Annotated in this window: 15 protein-coding genes; 10 read left to right on the top strand and 5 right to left on the bottom strand. The window is 75.1% G+C overall.

What is annotated here, in order from left to right; translation table 11 throughout:
- Positions 1-105 precede the first annotated feature (105 nt).
- Positions 106-486, top strand: a complete 381-nt coding sequence (locus Ae150APs1_RS05425) for a VOC family protein (RefSeq protein ID WP_010225017.1) — start codon at positions 106-108, stop codon at positions 484-486.
- Positions 487-492: 6 nt separating this feature from the next.
- Here the strand turns inward: Ae150APs1_RS05425 and Ae150APs1_RS05420 are convergent, their stop codons facing one another.
- On the bottom strand, positions 493-1107 hold the full coding sequence (locus Ae150APs1_RS05420) for a TMEM175 family protein (protein WP_010225015.1): 615 nt from the start codon (positions 1105-1107) through the stop codon (positions 493-495).
- Positions 1108-1176: 69 nt separating this feature from the next.
- On the opposite strand from Ae150APs1_RS05420, the gene Ae150APs1_RS05415 reads away from it, so the two are divergent.
- Together Ae150APs1_RS05415 and Ae150APs1_RS05410 are read left to right on the top strand one after the other, a co-directional pair.
- Positions 1177-2172: a zinc-binding dehydrogenase gene (locus Ae150APs1_RS05415; protein WP_212567159.1), complete on the top strand. Its 996-nt coding sequence runs from the start codon at positions 1177-1179 to the stop codon at positions 2170-2172.
- A gap of 216 nt (positions 2173-2388) precedes the next feature.
- Positions 2389-3696, top strand: coding sequence for an MFS transporter (locus Ae150APs1_RS05410; protein ID WP_075296202.1), 1308 nt, complete (start codon positions 2389-2391; stop codon positions 3694-3696).
- Positions 3697-3787: 91 nt separating this feature from the next.
- Here the strand turns inward: Ae150APs1_RS05410 and Ae150APs1_RS05405 are convergent, their stop codons facing one another.
- Positions 3788-4777, bottom strand: a complete 990-nt coding sequence (locus Ae150APs1_RS05405; protein WP_075296201.1) for a threo-3-hydroxy-L-aspartate ammonia-lyase — start codon at positions 4775-4777, stop codon at positions 3788-3790.
- A gap of 129 nt (positions 4778-4906) precedes the next feature.
- Here Ae150APs1_RS05405 and Ae150APs1_RS05400 point away from each other — a divergent pair, with 129 nt between their 5' ends.
- Together Ae150APs1_RS05400 and Ae150APs1_RS05395 are read left to right on the top strand one after the other, a co-directional pair.
- The gene (locus Ae150APs1_RS05400; RefSeq protein ID WP_075296200.1) at positions 4907-5296 is read left to right on the top strand and encodes a hypothetical protein; all 390 of its coding nucleotides are present in this window, start codon (positions 4907-4909) and stop codon (positions 5294-5296) included.
- 171 nt (positions 5297-5467) lie between these two features.
- Positions 5468-6067 carry a class F sortase gene (locus Ae150APs1_RS05395; RefSeq protein WP_249266219.1) on the top strand — a complete coding sequence of 200 codons (600 nt, stop codon included), beginning with the start codon at positions 5468-5470 and terminating at the stop codon, positions 6065-6067.
- Here the strand turns inward: Ae150APs1_RS05395 and hrpB are convergent.
- Both hrpB and Ae150APs1_RS05385 read right to left on the bottom strand, forming a co-directional pair.
- On the bottom strand, positions 6025-8604 hold the full coding sequence (hrpB, locus tag Ae150APs1_RS05390; RefSeq protein ID WP_075296199.1) for an ATP-dependent helicase HrpB: 2580 nt from the start codon (positions 8602-8604) through the stop codon (positions 6025-6027). The genes Ae150APs1_RS05395 and hrpB overlap by 43 nt on opposite strands.
- Before the next feature lie 42 nt (positions 8605-8646).
- Positions 8647-10188 (bottom strand): DUF6777 domain-containing protein, encoded by a 1542-nt coding sequence (locus Ae150APs1_RS05385; RefSeq protein WP_075296197.1) that lies wholly within the window; start codon positions 10186-10188, stop codon positions 8647-8649.
- A gap of 208 nt (positions 10189-10396) precedes the next feature.
- On the opposite strand from Ae150APs1_RS05385, the gene Ae150APs1_RS33315 reads away from it, so the two are divergent.
- Together Ae150APs1_RS33315 and Ae150APs1_RS05375 are read left to right on the top strand one after the other, a co-directional pair.
- Positions 10397-11620, top strand: coding sequence for an acyl-CoA dehydrogenase family protein (locus Ae150APs1_RS33315; RefSeq protein ID WP_075296195.1), 1224 nt, complete (start codon positions 10397-10399; stop codon positions 11618-11620).
- Complete coding sequence (locus Ae150APs1_RS05375) at positions 11613-12773, top strand: acyl-CoA dehydrogenase family protein (protein WP_075296193.1); 1161 nt, start codon at positions 11613-11615, stop codon at positions 12771-12773. Before Ae150APs1_RS33315 ends, Ae150APs1_RS05375 begins: the two co-directional genes overlap by 8 nt.
- A gap of 19 nt (positions 12774-12792) precedes the next feature.
- On the opposite strand, the gene Ae150APs1_RS05370 is transcribed toward Ae150APs1_RS05375, so the two are convergent.
- Positions 12793-14256 (bottom strand): alkaline phosphatase D family protein, encoded by a 1464-nt coding sequence (locus Ae150APs1_RS05370; protein ID WP_029239402.1) that lies wholly within the window; start codon positions 14254-14256, stop codon positions 12793-12795.
- A 345-nt stretch (positions 14257-14601) separates the two neighbouring features.
- On the opposite strand from Ae150APs1_RS05370, the gene Ae150APs1_RS05365 reads away from it, so the two are divergent.
- From Ae150APs1_RS05365 to sbnA, 3 genes are all read left to right on the top strand, one after another.
- The gene (locus Ae150APs1_RS05365) at positions 14602-17403 is read left to right on the top strand and encodes a Pls/PosA family non-ribosomal peptide synthetase (protein ID WP_075296191.1); all 2802 of its coding nucleotides are present in this window, start codon (positions 14602-14604) and stop codon (positions 17401-17403) included.
- Positions 17400-18374, top strand: a complete 975-nt coding sequence (locus Ae150APs1_RS05360) for a TauD/TfdA family dioxygenase (RefSeq protein WP_075296189.1) — start codon at positions 17400-17402, stop codon at positions 18372-18374. Before Ae150APs1_RS05365 ends, Ae150APs1_RS05360 begins: the two co-directional genes overlap by 4 nt.
- Positions 18375-18451: 77 nt before the next feature.
- Entirely contained in the window at positions 18452-19495 is a 1044-nt protein-coding gene (sbnA, locus tag Ae150APs1_RS05355) for a 2,3-diaminopropionate biosynthesis protein SbnA (protein ID WP_060575607.1), read from the top strand.
- Positions 19496-19599: the final 104 nt, after the last annotated feature.

The raw sequence follows: 19599 nt of genomic DNA, 5'->3' as shown, positions 1-19599 counted from the left end.
TGGGTCCGGACCGGGAACGCTGTGCCACCTGCCGATCACCGTCCGCGGTGTCGGCGTCACCCACAGGAGGACGTCGCCGCCCGCCCTCCTGTCACGATCGTCGTCATGCGCATCGACCATCTCGACCACCTGGTGCTGACCGTCGCCGATCCCGGCCGGACCGTCGCCTTCTACCGCGACGTACTCGGCATGACGGCCGTCGAGTTCGGCGGCGGCAGGCGGGCGCTGGAGTTCGGTCCCAGCAAGATCAACCTGCACGAGGCGGGCCGCGAGTTCGAGCCGAAGGCCGCGGCGCCGACACCCGGCAGCGCCGACCTCTGCCTGATCACCCTCGACCCGCTCGACCGGGTGCAGGAGGAGCTGGCCGCGCACGGCGTCGCGGTGGAGGAGGGGCCGGTGGAGCGCACCGGCGCCCGCGGCCCGCTGCGCAGCGTCTACCTGCGCGACCCGGACGGCAACCTGATCGAGATCAGCAACGAGGTCTGACGCCGGTCAGCCGGCCGGGTCCGGGAACAGCCGGTCCGCGAGGACCGAGACCGGCAGGATCAGCAGCCACGAGAACATCGCCGCCGCCGGTGCGACGAACGCGATCGGGATCGACGGGACGAGCGCGACCACGGGGGCCAGGCCGTGGATCAGGGTCGCGCGCGCCGCCGCCGGCGTCACCTCCGGGCCGGTCAGCCGGCCGCCCGACGACGCGTGCCACCAGATCGCCGCCGACGCCAGCCCGATCACGATCAGGTTCGCCGCGTAGAGGACGACGGCGGCCGTCCTGGCGCCGTGCTCGCCGAGGGCGGAGGTCGGGAACGGCAGGAACGCGATCCCGAACAGGTAGGCGAGGTTGAGCGACATCAGCCGCCGGTCCGCGCGGACGAACCGGTCGAAGAGCTGGTGGTGGAACATCCAGTAGCGGCCGATCACCACGAAGCTGAGGGCGAAGGTGAGCATCCGGGGGAGGAGGTCGAGCAGCTGGGGACCGATCCGGTCGTCGCTCAGCACGGTGTCGGTCAGCGGGAGGACCAGCAGCGTGATGGCGATGGCGAACACGCCGTCGCTGAACGCCGTGATCCGCTCCAGCCTCGTCCCGTCCGGCCGGATCGTCGTCACCGGACCCCCTCCGTGCTCCTCGCGGCCCGGACGGCCCGCACCGGTGACCTCGCACCTAGCCTGGCCGGTGTGACGGGCACGGTGCGGGCGGTGCGGTTCCACGCGACGGGCGGTCCGGAGGTGCTGCGCGTCGAGGACGTCGTCGTGCGCGAGCCCGGACCCGGCGAGGTCCGGATCCGGGTGCACGCCGTCGGGCTGAACCGGTCGGAGGTCGCCTTCCGGCGCGGGACCTACCTCGACCGTCCGGTGCTGCCCGCGGGTCTGGGCAGTGAGTGCTCGGGCACCGTCCTCACGACCGGACCGGGCGTCGACGGCTGGTCGCCCGGCGACGAGGTGTGCGTGCTGCCGGCGTCGTCGCAGAACGACCATCCGGTCTACGCCGAGGAGGCCGTCGTCCCGGCCCGTGCGCTGCTGTCCCGGCCTCCCGGCCTCGACGACGAGGGTGCCGCAGCGCTCTGGATGCCGCTGCTGACGGTGTGGGGCATGACCCGGCACGCGGTCCGGCTGCGGGAGGGTGACCGGCTGGTGGTCACGGCGGCCGCGAACAGCATCGGCGCCGCGGCCCTGCAGGTCGCGCGGCACCTCGGTGTGCACGCCGTCGCGACCGTGCCCGACGACCGGCACGTCGCGGCACTGCGCGCCGCCGGTGCGGCCGAGGTCGTGACCGGCGACGACGACCTGCGCCCGGCGATCGGCGGCGACGGCGCCGACCTGGTGCTCGACGCCGAGGGCGGCCCCGGGGTGGGACGCCTGGTCCGCGCGTGCGCGCCGGGCGGCGCGGTGATCGTCCACGGTGGACTGTCGGGTGAACCGACGCCGTTGCCCGCCGCCGGGTACGCGCCCGTCTGGCTGCGCCGTTTCCACGTCCGCGAGGTCACCGGCGACGCCGCCGTGCTGGCCCGGGCGACGGCGTTCGCCCGCGCCGGTCTCGCGGCGGGGACGCTCGCCCCGCTCGTGGACCGCGTCTTCGGGATCGACGACGTCGCCGCGGCACACGAGTACCTCGAGTCACCGGAGCGGGCCCCGGGGAAGCCGGTCCTGCGGATCGGTCAGCCGAACAGGTAGGCCCCGAACAGCGCGTTCGCCAGGCCCACCACGACGCCGACGGTGCCGAGCAGGACGGCGGGCGTCGCGGTCCGCCCGACCGTAGCGCCGCATGGTCACCGTCACGGTCGTTCGCATTGCTCACGAGGTGTGTTGCGTGGTGCAATCGACTGCGGTCCGAAACGTCCGCGATCTCGCCGGGGTCCGTTCCCGGGGAAAGGCAGTGAGGTGGACGACATGTCCCGATCATCCGGTGCCGCACACGCACCGAGCCCGTTCCGCCAGCCGAAGGCCGTGTGGGCGGTGGCGTTCGCGTGCGTCATCTCGTTCATGGGGATCGGCCTGGTCGACCCGATCCTGCTGTCGCTGTCCGGCCAACTCGGCGCGAGCCACGCCGAGGTCGAGCTGCTGTTCACCAGCTACCTCGTGGTCACCGCGATCGCGATGCTGGCGACCGGCTGGGTGTCGTCGCGGATCGGCGCGAAGAAGACGCTGATCGCCGGGCTGGTGCTGATCGTGGCGTTCGCCGCGCTGGCCGGAGCGTCGTCCGGGATCTGGGGGATCGTCGGGTTCCGTGCCGGCTGGGGGCTGGGGAACGCGCTGTTCATCGCGACCTCGCTGGCCGTGATCGTCGGCTCGGCGTCCGGCGGGTTCGCCGGGGCGATCGTGCTCTACGAGACCGCGCTCGGCCTGGGCATCGCGACCGGCCCGCTGGTCGGCGGGCTGCTCGGGAACTGGTCGTGGCGCGGGCCGTTCTTCGGCGTCTCGGCGCTGATGCTGGTCGCACTCGTGGCGACGGTCGTCCTCCTGGAGCCGACACCGGTCCCACAGCGGAAGGCGCGCCTGTCCGAGCCGCTGACCGCGCTGCGCCACCGCGCGCTGGCGACGACCTCGGGCGTCGGCCTGCTCTACAACTGGGGCTTCTTCACGATGCTCGGCTACGCCCCGTTCCTGATGGGCGACCTCGACCCGATCACGCTGGGCTGGGTCTTCTTCGGCTGGGGCCTGCTCGTCGCGCTCTTCGCGGTGTTCGGCGCCCCGTGGCTGAAGGAGCGGTTCGGCACCGCCCGCACCCTCTACGGCGCCCTGGTCGGGATCGCGGTGCTGCTCGCCGCGATCGGACTGTTCGACACGGTCCCCGCGGTCGTGATCGTCGCGGTGATCCTCTCCGGGATCGTCGTCGGCCTGAACAACACGCTGGTCACGACGGCCGTCATGTCGATCTCGCCGGTGCCGCGACCGACCGCGTCGGCGACCTACGGCTTCGTCCGGTTCATCGGGGGCGGGCTCGCCCCGCTCGCGGCCGGTCTGATGGCCGGTGCGGTCGGCGCGTCGGTGCCGTTCCTGATCGCCGCCGTCGTCGTGCTGGCCGGGGCGGCCCTGCTGTCCACCATCCACCGCGAGCTGGAGGCGGCCGACGCCGAGTCCGTCCAGGAGGGTGCGTCCTCCGAGCGGGCCGACGCCGAGGAGGCCGTCCGCGAGGTGCCCGGCCTGCCCGACGAGTCGATCATCGCCGAGGACGCGTTGGAGCACGACCGCCGCTGACCCGGGCCGCCGGCCACGCTGCTGATTCCGGCCCGCCGGCCACGCCGTTGATTCCGGGCCGCCGGCCACGACGCGGTGGCCGGCGCCCGGTTCACGCGCCGCCCACCAGCGCGGCGAACCGGTCGAGGTCCACGTTGCCCCCGGAGATCGTGACGCCCACCCGGGCCCCCGCGAACCGCTGCGGGTCCGCGGCGACGGCCGCCCGCAGCCCGGCGAGCGCCAGCGCCCCGGTCGGCTCGACCAGCACCTTGTACCGCGACGCGAACAGCGCCATCGTCTCGACCAGCGCCGCGTCCGGCACGGTCACGACGTCCTCGACGTGCTTGGCGATGATCGGGAAGGTGCGGTCGCCGAGGAACCGGGTCGCGGCGCCGTCGGCGATCGTGCGGGGCTGCTCGATCGTCACGATCCGCCCCGCCCGCAGGGACTGCCTGCCGTCGTCGCCGGCCTCGGGCTCGACACCGAACACCGCACAGCCCGGCGAGAGCGCCTGCGCCGCGAGCAGCGACCCGGACACCAGCCCGCCGCCGCCGAGGCAGACGAACAGCGCGTCGAGCGGGCCGTGGTCCGCGAGCAGCTCCAGCACCGCGGTGCCCTGCCCGGCGATGACGTGCGGGTGGTCGTAGGGCGGCACCAGGGTCAGCCCCTGCCGCCCGGCGAGGTCGGCGGCGATCGCGGCGCGGTCCTCGGTGTAGCGGTCGTAGGCGACGATCTCGGCGCCGTAGCCGCGGGTCGCGGCCATCTTCGACGCCGGTGCGTCGGTGGGCATGACGATCGTCGCCGGGACGTCGAGCAGCTGCGCCGCCAGTGCGACCGCCTGGGCGTGGTTGCCCGAGGAGTACGCGACGACGCCCGCGCGCCGCTCGTCCGGCCCGAGCCGGGACAGCGTGTGGAACGCGCCGCGGAACTTGAAGCTCCCCGTGCGCTGCAGGTTCTCCGCCTTCACCAGCACCGTCGTGCCGAGCTCGGCGTCGGTCAGCCGCGACGTCAGCACGGGGGTGCGGTGCGCGGTCCCGCGGAGGACCTCCGCGGCGGCGTGCACGTCGTCCGGGGTGGGCAGGTCGGTCGGGTCCGGGGTCACCCGGACAGCTTCCGGCCCCCGATCCTGTCCGATCAAGCCCGTTACGGTCCGTCCCCGAACGGGTGTAACGAGTCACTTGTCCGGATCGCTGTAGGGGACAGGCTCCCCCCTTCCCCGAGAGGACCCCCGATGCGCCTGCGCACCCTCCCCGCCGCAGCACTGCTCGCCGTTGCCGCCACCGTGCCGATGGCCGGTGCCGCCTTCGCCCAGGACCGCGACTGCGCCGACTTCGCGAGCCAGGCCGACGCCCAGGCCGCGCTGCAGCCCGGCGACCCGGAGCAGCTGGACCAGAACGACAACGGCGTCGCCTGCGAGTCCCACGACTACGGCTCGGCGGCCACCGCCACGGCCGCCTCGACCGGCTCCGGCGACACGCCGTCGCAGGTCACCGCCACCCCGGTCGGCGGGGTGGAGGCCGGTGGCGGCCCGGCGGACCTGCTACCGCTCGCGTTCGGTGCGGTCGCCGCGGGCGGGATCGGGGCCGTCGCGGTGCGGCGGGTCGCGAGCCGGCGTGGCTGAACCGCGCCCCGCAGGACCGCGGACACCGTCGCGCGGCGCGGCGGCGTGAGCACCGGCCACCCGCCCGCCGCACGGCGGCCGCCCGTGCCCGGCGCCGCCGCGGGCCGGGCCCGGGTGCCGATGCGCCCGGCCCGGGGGCGGCGCCGGCGGTCGGCCGTCCGCGTCGCGGGCGTGACCACGCTGCTTGGGCTCGCGATGCTCGTCGCGGACCCGGCCGGCGCGCCGGAACCGGCGGCGTCGGAGCAGGTCGGCGGTCCGGCCGCACCGCCGTCGGCGGGAGACCGGCCACCGGCCGGGCTGCTGCCGGCGGGCGCGGAGCCGCGGGCGGAGTCGGCGCCGGTGCGCCTGCGGGCCGAACGGCTCGGCCTGGACACCGGGCCGGTGCCGCTCGGCCTGCTCGGCGACGGATCGCTGGAGGTCCCGGCCGATGCCGGGACGGTCGGCTGGTACACCGGCGGGCCCACACCCGGCGAGCGCGGACCGGCCGTGCTCGCCGCGCACGTCGACTGGAAGGGACTCCCGGGCGCGTTCGCGGAGCTGCACACGCTGGTGCCCGGGGACCGGATCCGGGTCGACCGCGCCGACGGGAGCACGGTGACGTTCGCCGTCCGGCACACCGGGCAGTACCCCAAGGACGCGTTCCCGACCGGGGAGGTCTACGGCGACCTGGACCACGCCGCGCTCCGGTTGATCACCTGCGGCGGCGTGTTCGACCGGTCGGCCGACAGCTACACCGACAACGTCGTCGTGTTCGCCGACCTGGTGTCCTGACCCGGCCTCAGCGACGCCGGCCGGCCGGGCGGCGCCGTGAGCGGGTCCTCCGGCCAGGCGTGCTTCGGGTAGCGGCCGCGCAGCTCGGCCCTGACCTGCGGGTACCCGGTCGCCCAGAACGACGACAGGTCCGCCGTCACCGCCGCCGGGCGCCCGGCGGGGGAGAGCAGGTGCAGCACCACCGGCACCCGTCCGCCCGCGACGGCGGGGGAGCCGGTCCAGCCGAAGACCTCCTGCACCTTCACCGGCAGCGCGGGCGCCTCGCCCGAGTAGTCGAGCGCGATCCGGGACCCGGACGGCACGAGGAGGCGTTCCGGGGCGAGCTCGTCGATGCGTCCGGCGAGCGCACCCACCCGGCCGGCCGCGTACGCCCGCAACGCCTGCCCGGCGTCGACCCTGGCCAGGTCGGCGCGCCGCCGCGCGGTCGCGAGCGGGCCCGCGAGCCAGCCGGCGGGATCGGCGGCGGAGTCGAGCAGCGCGTCCTCGGCGACGTCCGGCCAGGGCTCGCCCAGGGTACGGTGCAGGAAGCCGAGCCGTTCGGCCAGCGACCGCGCGGCCGCCCCCCAGCGCAGCAGTCCGGTGCCCTCGGCGCGCAGGCCCGCGACCAGCGCCGCGCGCACCGCGCCGGCGTCCGGCCGCGGGTCCGGGCGCTCCTCCAGCACGATCGCGCCGAGCCGACGGACCGTCCTGGCCCGGACGTCGCCCGACTCCCACACCACCTCCGCCCCGTCGACGAGCAGCGCGGTCCCGGCCCGTTCGGCGGTCTCGCGGTCGGTCGCCGCGGCCAGCCGGACGCGACCGTGCACCTGCCCCGGGCGCCGGTCCGCGACGGCGACGGCGAGCCACTCCGCGTCGCGCAGCGGACCGGACGGCACCTCGGCCGCGGTGCCACCGGCCATCAGGTACACCCCGGACCCGGCCTCCCGGCGGCGGGCGAGACGCTCGGGATGGGCGAACCCGGTCACCAGCGCGACCGGGTCCCCGTGGTCCGCAGCGGGCCGCCGGCGGTTCCCGCCGGTGCCCGCGTCACCGTCACCGGAGCCGTTGCGCCCCGTGCGGCGCAGGGACCGGGCCAGCCGGTCCCGCTCGCCGCGCCAGCGCCGTGCACCCGACGCGTCCCCGGAGCGCAACCGGGACAGCGCGGTGACGAGGTCGGGCTCGCGGCCGGCCAGGGTGTCGTCGTCGAGCACCGCGACGACGCCCGCCACCTCGCGCGGGTCGATCCCGGCGGCCGCACCGTCGAGCAGCGCGCGGGCCAGCCGCGGGTGCAGGCCCTGTGCCGCGATCCGGCGGCCCCGGGCGGTGACCGACCCGGCGGCGTCGAGAGCCCTGAGCGCGGTCAGCACGTCCCGACCGGCGGCGAGCGGGCCGGACGGCGGCGCGTCCCACCACCGCAGGCCGGCCCCGTCCGGGGTGCCCCAGACGGCGAGGTCCAGCGCGAGCGCGGTGAGGTCCGCGATCCGGATCTCCGGATCGGGGGTGTCGGCGAGCACCTCGCCCTCGGGCCAGCAGCGGTAGGCGTGCCCGGGAGCCTCCCGCCCGGCGCGCCCCGCCCGCTGGACCGCGACCGCCCGTGACACCCGCCGGGTGACCAGCCCGGACAGCCCGCGCCGGTGGTCGGTGTGCGGCACCCGCGCCAAACCCGAGTCGACGACGGCGCGCACCCCCGGCACGGTCAGGCTCGACTCGGCGACGGCGGTGGCCAGGACGACCCGGGCCCGCGGGCCCTCCCGCAGCGCCGCGTCCTGCTCGGCCGCGGGCAGCCGCCCGTGCAGCGGGAGGACGTCGGCGTCGAGGTCGTCCAGCCCGCGCAGTGCCGAGGCGACCCGGTCGATCTCGGCGACCCCGGGCAGGAACGCGAGCACCGACCCGTGCACGCGCGCCCGCCGCACCGCACGGACGACGGTGGCCTCGGTCCGCTCGTCGCGGACCGGTGGGACATGGGTGACGTCGACGTCGAACGTGCGCGCCGCGACCTCCAGCACCGGGGCCGGCCGGTCGCCGTCGCCGAGCAGTGCGGCGGGGCGGGCTGCGACGAGGGTGGCCGAGGTGGCGAGCAGCCGCAGGTCCGGGCGCAGCCCGTCGCGGGCGTCGAGCAGCAGGGTGAGCAGGAGGTCGGCGTCGAGGTGCCGCTCGTGCACCTCGTCCAGCACCACCGCCGACACCCCCGCCAGCTCCGGGTCGGCGGCGAGGTGGCGCAGTAGCAGCCCCGAGGTCACGACCTCGACCCTCGTGTCGGGCCCGGACCGGGCGTCGCCGCGGACGCGGTAGCCGACCGGCCCGCCGACCTCGGTCCCGAGCAGCGACGACATGCGGGCGGCCGCGGCGCGGGCCGCCACCCGGCGCGGTTCGGCGACCACGACCCGGCCCGGCGGTGCCGGGCCGGAGCCGGTCAGACCGGCCAGCGCGAGCGGGACCAGCGTCGTCTTGCCGGTGCCGGGCGGCGCGACCAGCACACCCGCCCCGCGGTCGTCGAGGGTGCGGACCAGCTCGTCGAGGACGGCGGTGACGGGCAGGTCGGGCAGCGGGGAGGCCATCACCGGCCAGTATCCCCGGGCCGGTGTGCGCGGTGGGCCCGGTCAGTTCCCGGCGGTGCCGGTGGCCGACGACGGGGCCGGGGTGACCGCGTCCGAGGACTCCGTGACCGGGTACTCCGCGGACGGGTCGCCCGTCGCGTCCGGGACGACGGTGCCGGGAACGTCCGTGAGGCCGACGGCCGTCTCGACCGGCTGGACCGTGGAGCCGTCGAGCACGAAGCCGCCGCCCGACCACGTCCAGGTCCAGGTCTGGCTGCCGGTCGGGCCACCGGTCCCGGTGTCGGTCGCCTCGAAGACCCGGACGCCGGTCGTCAGCGACCCGGTGCCCAGGGCGAACGACGACGCGTCGAACTCCGGGGTGCCGGTGCTGCCGGCCGGCGGGGCCGGGACGGGCAGCTCGGCGAGGACGGAGCCGGTGTCGTCGAGCAGCTGGACCGACTGCTGCGTGGCGTCGCCGGAACCGCACTCGAGGAGGACGGCGGTCTCGGCCCGGCCGTCGCCGTCGACGTCGCCGGTGGTGACGGCGGCCAGCTCGGCCGGGCTGCCGTCGGACGCGCTGCCCCGTCCGCCGGAGAGGGTCACGGTCCCGCACGGGACGGTGTAGGTGCCGTCGGCCGGGTCGAACGGGGCGGTGCCCCCGGTACCGGCCTCGGTCCCGGTGTCCGTGCCGGCCTCGGTCCCGGTGTCGGTGCCCGGGGTGCCCGGGGTGCCCGGGGTGCTCGGGGCGGGAGAGGTGCCGTTCCCGGCGGGCGGGGTGGAGCCGGAGCCACCCGGGGCGGGGACGGCGGCGTCGCCGTCACGGTCGCCGTGCGAGGTCGCGGGCCGCGAGAACGGACGGTGCCGCCACGGGTCGACCAGCGTGTAGTTCCGGATCTCGACGCTGCTGGTCAGCACGACCGACACGTTCGTCTCCGAGAACGACACCCAGGTCGGTCCGGTGTAGACGGCGCCGTAGAACGTCGGTGCGGCCGACAGCGGGTTGCCGCACGAGCAGCGCACCACCGGCACGCCCCACCGGTCGACGAACACGGCGGTGCCGGCCTGCAGCACCGACGGGAACGGGGTCGCGACGCCGTTCACGTAGCCGTGGTTGGTGACCAGGGTGTCGGCCCGCAGCACGACCGGGGTGAGGCCTGCGACGTAGCCGTCGATCTGGGAGGCGCCCAGGCCGAGCGCCCCCGCCCAGGCGGTGGCCTTGCCCGGGTTGTCCCGCAGGTACCCGGTGAGCGACGCGGCGTCGCAGGTGCCGTCGCTGCGGGTCCCGCCGTAGAGGCCCGCGGTGTCACCGGCGACGCTCCCGCCGGAACCGGCCGGGGCGACCACCCCGGTGGCGTCGGCACCGACGGCGGGCATGAACGGGTTGGCGCCCGCGGTGCCCACCGGCTCCCGCACGACCTGTGCGTAGGCCGGACCGGCCAGGGAGACGAAGAGGGCGCCGGCGACGGTCAGCGCCAGCGCGGCGGCGACGACCAGGACGGCCCAGGTCGGGACGCCGCGGCGGCGCGGCCCGGCGGCGGGGTACGGGTGGTGGAACAGGGCGGGTCCCGGGTGGGGACGGTGCTGCGGCGGCATCGGTCGGGTCATGTCCGGCTCTCTCTGCGGCGAGGGTGGGTCGGGCGGTCGGGCGGTCGTCACCGCGGCCGGACCAGGCGGGTGCACCGGTCGGGTGCCCGGGGTGTCGCAGGCGGAGTAACGGCCGTTAGCCCCGTTAGTCGAAATTGGGGACCGGTGCCGATGACCTAGATTCGTGAGCGACCGCAACGACGCCGTCCAGCCAGTCCTCGGAGGTGCGATGAGTTCCCCGCCCACGACCGACACCGACACCGACACCGAACGGGTCGCCGACGCCACCCGCGCCGTCGTCGCCGCGCACGATCCGCGCACCGCACCCCGGGCGGAGCTGTTCGGGGCCCTCTACGACGCCGGCCTGGCCTGGGTGCACCACCCGGAGGGGCTCGGCGGTCTCGGCCTGTCCCGCGGGCTGCAGGCGGTGGTCGACGGGATCGTCACCGACGCGGGCGGCCCACGGATGTTCGCCGTCAACCCGATCGGCTACGGAATGGGCGCGCCCACCGTCGTCGAGTACACACCGGACCGCGAGCAGGCCGCCGCGTGGCTCCGGCCGATGGCCACTTGCGAGGAGATCTGGTGCCAGCTGTTCAGCGAGCCGGGCGCCGGGTCCGACGTCGCCGGGCTCGCGACCTCCGCCGTCCGTGACGGCGACGAGTGGGTGCTCAACGGGCAGAAGGTGTGGACCACGCTCGCGCACGTGGCGCGGTGGGGGATGGTCGTCGCCCGTACCGACCCGGACCGCCCGAAGCACCGCGGCCTGACCTACTTCGTGATCGACATGGAGCAGCCGGGCGTGGAGGTGCGCCCGCTGCGGCAGATGACCGGGCAGGCCGAGTTCAACGAGGTCTACCTGCACGACGCCCGGGTCCCGGACGCGCACCGGCTCGGCGAGGTCGGCGCCGGCTGGCGGGTCGCGATCACGACCCTGATGAACGAGCGCACCGCGATCGGCGGGGTCACCGGCAGGCGGGGCAGCGGCGTGATCGCCGAGGCGCTCGGGCTCTGGGCCGAGCACCCCGACCGGCACACCCCGGTGCTGCGCGACCGGCTGGCCCGGCTCTGGACCCGCGCCGAGGCGCACCGGCTGACGCTGGCCCGGGCCCGGCGCACCGCCACCGCGGGGCAGCCCGGCCCCGAGGGGTCGGTGTCCAAGCTGGTCGGGGCCGAGCTGAACCAGGAGGTCTACGAGTTCTGCATGGACCTGCTCGGCCCGGACGCCCTGCTCTACGACGACTGGACGATGCACCGCGCGGACGGCGGCGGCCGGGTGCACGCCGATCCCGGCTCCACCCTGCAGCAGCGGTTCCTGCGCTCGCGCGCGAACACCATCGAGGGCGGGACCTCGGAGGTCATGCGCAACATCCTCGGCGAGCGGGTCCTCGGCCTGCCCGGCGAGCCGCGGTCGGACTCCGACCGCCCGTGGAAGGAGGTCCCCCGTGGCTGAGCCGCAGGAGTTCGACGTCACCGACGAGCAGCAGGAGCTGCGGGCCGGCCTGCGCCGGTTCGCCGAGCGGGCACACGACGAGACGGTGCTGCGCGCGCTGATCGACACCGGCGAGGGCTACGACCGTGCCCTGTGGGCCCGGCTCGGCGGGGAGCTGGGGGCACTCGCCCTCGCCGTCCCCGAGGAGCTCGGCGGGGCCGGCGGCACCTGCGTCGACCAGGCGGTCGCGGCCGAGGAGCTCGGCGCGGCGCTGGTCACCGGACCGCTGCTGGGCACCGTCGGGCTGGCCGTCCCGGCCCTGGTCGCCGCGCCGGCGTCGGCGGCACGGGACGCGCTGCTGCCCGAGCTGGCCGAGGGCACCCGGACCGCCGCCCTGGTCGCGCCCCTGACGGTGCCCTACGACGCCGCGACCGCGGCCGCCGTCTCCGCCGACGACGGGCGGCTCACCGGCGCCGTCGACCACGTGCCGGACGCGGCTGCCGCCGACGTCCTGCTCGTCGCCGCGGCCGGGCCCGACGGCCCGGTGCTGGCCGCCGTCGACCAGGGCACCGCCGGGGTGACGGTCACGCCCCGCGGCTCGCTCGACCTCACCCGCCGGATCGCCCGGGTCGACCTCGACGGGGCGCCGGCCACGGTGCTCGCCACCGGCGACGACGCCGACCGCGCCCTGCGGCACGCGTTCCGCACCGCCGGGGCGCTGCTCGCCGCCGAACAGACCGGCATCGCGCAGCGGCTGCTCGACCTCACCGTCGGTTACGCGAAGGAACGGCTCCAGTTCGGCCGTCCGATCGGGTCCTTCCAGGCGGTGAAGCACCGGTGCGCGGACATGCTCGTCGGCGTCGAGCACGCCCGCACCACCGCACTGCACGCGGCCTGGTCCGTCGCGTCCGGTGTGGACGACCCCGATCTCGCGGTGTCGATCGCCCAGGCCACCTGCTCGGAGGTCTGCTACCGAGTCGCCGCGGACACCGTGCAGCTGCACGGCGGGATCGGGTTCACCTGGGAGCACCCGGCGCACCTGTACTACAAGCGGGCCGTCGCCGACGCGGCCCTGCTCGGGTCCGCCGAGGCGCACCGGGAGAGGATCGCCGCCGCGGTGCTGGACATCCTCGACACCGGCACGGTGTCCGTACCGAAGGTCGCCACCGGCTGAGGGCCGCCGGGGCCCGGGCTCACAGCGCGTGCAGCCCGGGTTCCCGGTCCGGCACCACGAACGACGCCGCCGTGCCGACCGGGGCGTCCCGCTCCGACACCCTCTCCACGGTCCGGAAGTCGGCGCGCAGCTGCTGCGGCTCGAACCGGGCGAGGACGTAGCCGCGCCGGTCGGCTCGGAAACGCAGGTGCGGGTCGTCCCCGCCGTCGCCGTCGTCCTCGCCGCCACCGTCCCCGTCGTCCCCGCCGTCACTGCCGTCGCCACCGGAGGTCACCGAGGTGGTGACCAGCTCGGTCCCGACGACGGGGCCGTCCGGCTCGTCGGGGTCGGCGGGCAGCTCGTTGGCGTGGTGCACGTGCTCGTCCCCGGTGAGGACGACGGCGTTGCGCACCCCGGCGTCCACCCACCCCTGCTGGATGCGCCCCCGGGACTCCGGGTGCTCGTCCCACGTCTGGCGCTTGCCGCCGCCGGAGCGGGGCGCGAAGAAGACCTGCTGGCCCAGCACGTCCCAGCCCGCGGTGGAGGCGCGGAAGCCGTCGAGCAGCCAGCGCTCCTGTTCCGCGCCGGTGATGGAACCGCCCTTCATCCGGTACTGCCGGGTGTCGAGCATGTGGAAGGTCGCGAGCGAGCCCCACCCGATGCGGCGGTACAGCTGCAGGTCCGGCCCGCGCGGCACCGACGCCCGGCGCAGCGGCATGTGCTCCCAGTACGCGCGGAACGCCGCGGCCCTGCGGTCGGGGGAGACGCTCCCGTCGCCACCCGCCCAGTTGTTGACGACCTCGTGGTCGTCCCACACGACGACCCAGGGCGCGACGGCGTGCGCGGCCAGCAGGTCGGGATCGGACTTCTGGTGGGCGTGGGTCCGCCGGTAGCCGGCGAGGTCGGTCGGTTCCGGGCCACCGGTGTCGCGGACGTCGCCGTCGTCGGCCTCGTAGAAGTAGTCGCCGAGGTGCAGGACGAGGTCGGGCTCGTCGGCGGCGAGCGCCCGGTAGGCGGTGAAGTACCCGGCCCCGAACTTCGCGCAGGACGCCGTCGCGACCGTGAGGGCCGGCACGGCCGCGTCCGGCGCCGGCGCGGTCCGGGTGCGCGCGGCGGGGGACAGGTGCGTCCCGGTGCGGAACCGGTAGAAGTACTCCCGCCCCGGGGCGAGGCCGCCCGGCTCGGCGTGGACGGTGTGCGCCTCCTGCGCCGTCGCGGTCTCGGTGCCGCGCCGGACGACCCGGGTGAAGCCCTCGTCCTCGGCCAGCTCCCACTCGACGTCGACCGCCCGGTCCGGCATCCCGCCGCGGCCGTCCTCGGCGTCGGGCCGGGGCGCGAGCCGGGTCCAGAGGACCACCCCGTCTGGCGCCGGGTCGCCGGACGCGACGCCGAGGGTGAACGGGTCGGGGAGCGCGGGTGCGCGCGGCACGACACCGGGGAGTGCGCCGGACAGCGCACCGCCGAGCGCGCCGAGCAGCACCGTTCGGCGTGGTAGCCGGGGCACGGGATCTCCTTCCGTCGCGTCGACCCATGATCCGTGCCCGGGTGCCGGGGGCCCGCGCGCACGCGCCGCACGGGGCGACCTCGGTCGGATGAACAAGTGTGAACCAGATCACATTACGGGCGAAGCCGAACCGTCTGCGTGGCCGGCGGCGAACGGTAGGGCACGGATCGCGCGACGGGGTGTCGCGACAGGGTGTCGCGGCATCCGGCACCACCCTCGCGCCCGGCCGGCGTCCGTCTCCGATGGTCGTCGATGTCGGGTAAATGCGATGAGGGGTAACACAGAGGAAACCTGCGACGAATTCGACCGGCAGAGACGGGTTCCGCTCGGGGGGAGGTACCGGGGATGCCGATTCGGCAGGCCGCGGAACGGATCATCGTTTCCCGTCCGGGGACGGATCCGGAACTGGACGTCGAGAACGAGATCTGCGCCCTCATCGGTGAAATGACCGGTTTCCCGGTGGCGCCGACCGATCATTTCTTCGCCGACGCCGGAGCGGACTCCATGCTGCAAGCCCGCTTCTGTGCGCGGGTCCGCGGACGGCCGGGGATGCCGCACGTGTCGATGACCGACGTCTACACGCACCCGACGGCCCGGGGGCTCGCGACGGCCCTGGCCGGGGCGGGGCGGGCAGGCGGGCCGGACGCGGCGGGCGTCGTGCAGGAGGGCTACCGGGCGATCCTCGCCGACCTGCTGAAGGCGGAGGTGCGGGTGGACGCGGACGTGTTCACCGACCTCGGCGCGGACTCGATGACGATGACCCGGTTCTGCGCCCGGGTGCGGCACCGCGACGACCTGCCCGACGTGTCGACGACCGACGTCTACGCGCACCCGACCCCGGCCGGTCTGGCCGCTGCGCTCGCCCGGGAGGGCGCCGGCCCCGAACCGCCCACGACGGCGGTGCGGCCCGATCCGGCGCCGCCCGTCTCGTCCGTGGCCTACGTGCTGTGCGGCGCCGCCCAGCTCCTGACCTTCGTGCTCTTCACCGTGGCCTACGGGACGGTGCTCGGCACGGCCTACCTGTGGATCGCGCAGGGGGCCGGGCTCGTGGACTTCTACCTCCGCTCGCTGGTCGCCGTCTCGCTAGCCTTTGCGGTGTTCGCGGTGCTGCCGATCGTCGCCAAGTGGCTGCTCGTCGGCCGGTGGACCGAGCGGGAGATCCGGCTGTGGAGCGCAGGCTACTTCCGGTTCTGGCTGGCCAGGTCGCTGGTCCGCACCAACCCGCTGCTCCTGGTCGCCGCGGGTTCGCCCCTGCTGCCGCTCTACCTGCGGCTGCTGGGTGCCCGGATCGGCCCGGGGGTCGTGATGCTGTCCCGGTTCGTGCCGGCCTGTCCCGACCTGCTGACCATCGGTGCGGGCACCGTGCTCCGCAAGGACTCGGTGCTCACCTGCTACCGCGCCGAACCGGGGATCATCCGGACGGGCCGCGTCGTGCTCGGTGCCGACGTGGTCGTCGGCGAGGCCGCCGTCGTCGACATCGGCAGCGAGATCGGCGACGGCGGCAGGCTCGCCCACTCGTCGTCGCTCCACACCGGCCAGCGGATCCCGGCGGGCGAGACCTGGTGGGGCACTCCGGGACGGCAGGGTGGTGGCGACCCGGGCGGTCCGGCGACGACGCCGAGCGGGTCGCTGCGCCGCGGCGCCTACGCGGCCGGCCAGCTGCTGACGCTGGTACTGGTCTGGCTGCCGCTGAGCACCGGGGTCGTCGACGCGGCGCTGCTGCGCATCCCGACGTTCGACACGGTCCTCGGGGTGGCGACGGTCCCGCACGACACGCTGCTGTTCTACCTGGAGGTGCTCGCACTGTCGGGGGTCCTGATGCTCGTCGGCATCGTCGCCGGCCTCGTCAGCGCGACGGTGCTCGCCCGGCTGCTCACGGCCGGCACCGTCGAGGGACGGATCCACCGGCTCTACGGGTTCCGCTACACCCTGCACCGGATGGTGATCCGGACGACCAACATCAGGTTCTTCACGTACCTGCTGGGCGACAGTTCCTACATCGTCGGGTATCTGCGGCTGATCGGTCACGACCTCCGGCTGCGACCCCAGACGGGAACCAATTTCGGAACGGCGGTCAAGCACGAGACCCCGTTCGCGAGTTCGATCGGGACCGGGACGATGGTCGCCGACGGCCTGTCCATCGTCAATGCGGACTATTCGTCGACCGCATTCGTGGTCTCGCGCACCCGGCTGGGCGCGAACAGCTTCCTCGGCAACAGGATCGTCTATCCGGCCGGCGCCCGGGTGGGCGACGACTGCCTCATCGCGACCAAGACCCTCGTCCCGACGGACGGGCCGGTCCGCAGCGGCGTCGGCCTGCTCGGCTCACCGCCCTTCGAGATCCCGCGCACGGTGCGCCGGGACTCCGCGTTCGGTCACCTGGAGAGCGGGCTCGACCTGCACGAGCGGCTGCGCCGCAAGAACCGCTACAACCGGCGCACCATCGGCGTCGCCCTGCTGCTCCGCTGGGGCGGCCTGTTCGGGATCACCTTGCTGACGTTGCTGCTCGCCGACGTCCTCGTGCCGCTCGGGCCGGTCGCGGTCGGCATCCTGATGGTCGTCTCGCTGCTGTTCACGATAGTCTACACCGTCGCGGTCGAGCGGCTGGCGACCGTGTTCCACCCGCTGCATCCCCGTTTCTGCTCGGTCTACGACCCGTACTTCTGGTGGCACGAGCGCTACTGGAAGCTCGTGGTCCAGGGCTGGGACCGGATGCTCGCCGGTACCCCGTTCAAGAACGTCGTGTCCCGCGCCCTCGGCGTCCGCATCGGCCGGCGGGTGTTCGACGACGGGTGCGCCCTGACGGAGCGGACCCTGGTCACGATCGGCGACGAGGCGGTGCTCAACGCCGGATCCGTCATCCAGTGCCACTCCCAGGAGGACGGCACCTTCAAGTCGGAGCGCATCACCGTCGGCAACGGCGCCTGCCTCGACGTCGGAGCCTTCCTGCACTACGGCTCCGTCGTCGGCGACGGCGCCCGGATCGGCTGCGACGCCTTCCTCATGAAGGGCGAGGAGGTGCCGGCCGGGGACGTCTGGGAGGGCAACCCGGCCCGCGCCGTCCGTCCCACCCGCCACGCACCTGCTCCCGGACCCGCACCGCTCCCCGCAGGACCGAACCACCACCACATGGGGGGAGAACGATGACCGGATCACTGCTGGGGGTGCGACTGCACCCCGGACACCCGCCCGTCCTGGCCTCCGGCTCCGCGGGCGACGCGAGCGACTGGTGCGAACGGAACGGCGACGCCCTGGGCGACCTCGTCGACGAACACGGCGCCGTCGTGGTCCGGGGCCTCGGCCTGCGGACGGTCGCCGACGTCGCCGGCGTCGCCGCCCGGCTCGGCGGCGCCGCCTACACCGAGCGCGAGGCGGTCGCCGCGCGCACCCTGCTCGCCGACGGTGTCCACTCGTCCACGCCGTGGCCCGCGCGGCAGCCCATGTGCCCGCACCACGAGCTGTCCTACGTGCTCGAGACGCCGGCCACGCTGATGTTCGCCTGCCTGCGGGCACCGGCGTCGGGTGGCGCGACCCCGCTGGTCGACACCGCACGGGTCGTCGACGAGCTGCCGGGCGCGCTGGTCGACCGGATCCAGCGCGACGGCTGGCTGCTCGTCCGCAACTACGGCGACCAGATCGGGGCGTCCTGGACGCAGGCGTTCGGCACCACCGACCGGGACGAGGTCGAGCGCTACTGCCGGGCGAACGCGATCGCGACCGAGTGGACGACGGGCGGCGGTCTACGCACCCGGCAGCGCCGGCACGGCGTGCTGGTCCACCCGGCCACCGGGGAGCGCGTCTTCTTCAACCAGATCGCGTTCCTGTCGGAGTACGCCATGGACCCGGAGGTGCGCGAGTTCCTCGTCGAGCTGCACGGTCCGGACGGGCTGCCGTTCACGACCCGGTTCGGCGACGGCTCACCCGTCCCGCCCGACGTCGTCGACGTGATCAACGACGCCCACGAGCGGCACACGGTGTGCGAGCCCTGGCAGGACGGCGACCTGCTCGTCGTCGACAACCTGCGGGTCGCGCACGGCCGCGATCCCTACACCGGCGTGCGGGACGTCGTGGTCGCGATGGCCGACGGCGTCACCGTCCCCGCCCGGGACGACCGGTGACGCGTGTCGTGGCCGCGACGTCGCCCACGACCCGAGCCGGCACCGCCGAGCGGCACACCCCCTGAGAGAGGTCGACGATGACCGTCATCTCCGCCCCCGAACAGTTCAACACCGACGACCTGTACGTCGACCTGGCCGGATCGCTGGGCCGCTCCCTCTACCTGAAGTGCGAGGGATTCAACTTCGCGGGCTCGGTCAAGCTCAAGGCCGCGCTCGGCATGGTGACCGCGGCCGAGCGCTCGGGGCGGCTGACCCCGTGGTCGGTGCTGGTCGAGTCGTCGTCGGGGAACCTCGGCGTCGCCCTCGCCATGATCGCGGCCAGCCGCGGCTACCGCTTCGTGTGCGTCACCGACCCGCGGTGCAACCCGGCGACCCACCGGATCATGGAGGCGCTGGGTGCCGAGGTCCGTGTGGTCGACCTCCCGGATGCCGCCGGTGGCTACCTCGCCACGAGGCTCTCGCTCGTCCGGTCCATGGTGGAGTCCGACGACCGGTACGTCTGGCTGGACCAGTACGCGAACCCGGAGAACTGGGGCTCGCACCTCACCAGCACCGGCCCCCAGATCGAGTCGGCGTTCCCCGGGATCGACGTGCTGTTCGTCGGCGCCGGCACGACGGGGACGCTTATGGGCTGCGCCCGGTACTTCCGTTCCCGGCCCGGCCGCGTGCGGGTGGTCGCGGTCGACGCCGTCGGGTCGATCACCTTCGGGGACCGGCCCGCGCCGCGGATGATCCCCGGCCTCGGTACGAGCGTCCGGCCCCCGCTGCTCGACGAGGCCTACGTGGACGACGTGGTCCACGTGGCGGAACCGGACACCCTGGAGATCTGCCACCGGCTGGCGCGGCGCGGGTTCCTGTTCGGCGGGTCGACCGGGACCGTCGTGGCCGGGGCGCTGGCCTGGCTGTCGCGGCACGGTGACGAGAGCGTGACCGCCGTCGCGCTGGCCCCTGACCTGGGGGAGCGCTACCTCGACACCGTCTACCGGACGTCCTGGCTGCGGGAACACTTCGGTGAGCGGATCTCCGCCGGTGCCGGGAGCGCGCAGCCGCAGCCGGCCTGGGCGGGCACCGGTGCCGGGCCGGGCGCGCTCGACGGGGCGATGCCGATGGGGACATTCTGATGGCACGCACCGTGCGTGCGCCCGGGGTGCCGGTGGGACCGACGCCCGGGGCGACGCCGGATCCTCCCCGGGACCCCGCGCAGCGTCCGTCGCCGGAGCGGTCG

Origin of the sequence: Pseudonocardia sp. Ae150A_Ps1, from assembly GCF_001932315.1 — a bacterium.
Lineage (GTDB): Bacteria > Actinomycetota > Actinomycetes > Mycobacteriales > Pseudonocardiaceae > Pseudonocardia.
Note: the sequence above shows the minus strand (reverse complement) of the source record. Positions and strands in the feature narration are given on the sequence as shown.

Excerpts from the sequence above, each read along its gene's own strand:
- Ae150APs1_RS05385 (WP_075296197.1), bottom strand. The coding sequence starts at position 10,188 with ATGACCCGACCGATGCCGCCGCAGCACCGTCCCCACCCGGGACCCGCC.
- Ae150APs1_RS05365 (WP_075296191.1), top strand. The coding sequence starts at position 14,602 with ATGCCGATTCGGCAGGCCGCGGAACGGATCATCGTTTCCCGTCCGGGG.
- Ae150APs1_RS05425 (WP_010225017.1), top strand. The coding sequence starts at position 106 with ATGCGCATCGACCATCTCGACCACCTGGTGCTGACCGTCGCCGATCCC.
- Ae150APs1_RS05410 (WP_075296202.1), top strand. The coding sequence starts at position 2,389 with ATGTCCCGATCATCCGGTGCCGCACACGCACCGAGCCCGTTCCGCCAG.
- Ae150APs1_RS05360 (WP_075296189.1), top strand. The coding sequence starts at position 17,400 with ATGACCGGATCACTGCTGGGGGTGCGACTGCACCCCGGACACCCGCCC.
- Ae150APs1_RS33315 (WP_075296195.1), top strand. The coding sequence starts at position 10,397 with ATGAGTTCCCCGCCCACGACCGACACCGACACCGACACCGAACGGGTC.
- sbnA (WP_060575607.1), top strand. The coding sequence starts at position 18,452 with ATGACCGTCATCTCCGCCCCCGAACAGTTCAACACCGACGACCTGTAC.
- Ae150APs1_RS05400 (WP_075296200.1), top strand. The coding sequence starts at position 4,907 with ATGCGCCTGCGCACCCTCCCCGCCGCAGCACTGCTCGCCGTTGCCGCC.
- hrpB (WP_075296199.1), bottom strand. The coding sequence starts at position 8,604 with ATGGCCTCCCCGCTGCCCGACCTGCCCGTCACCGCCGTCCTCGACGAG.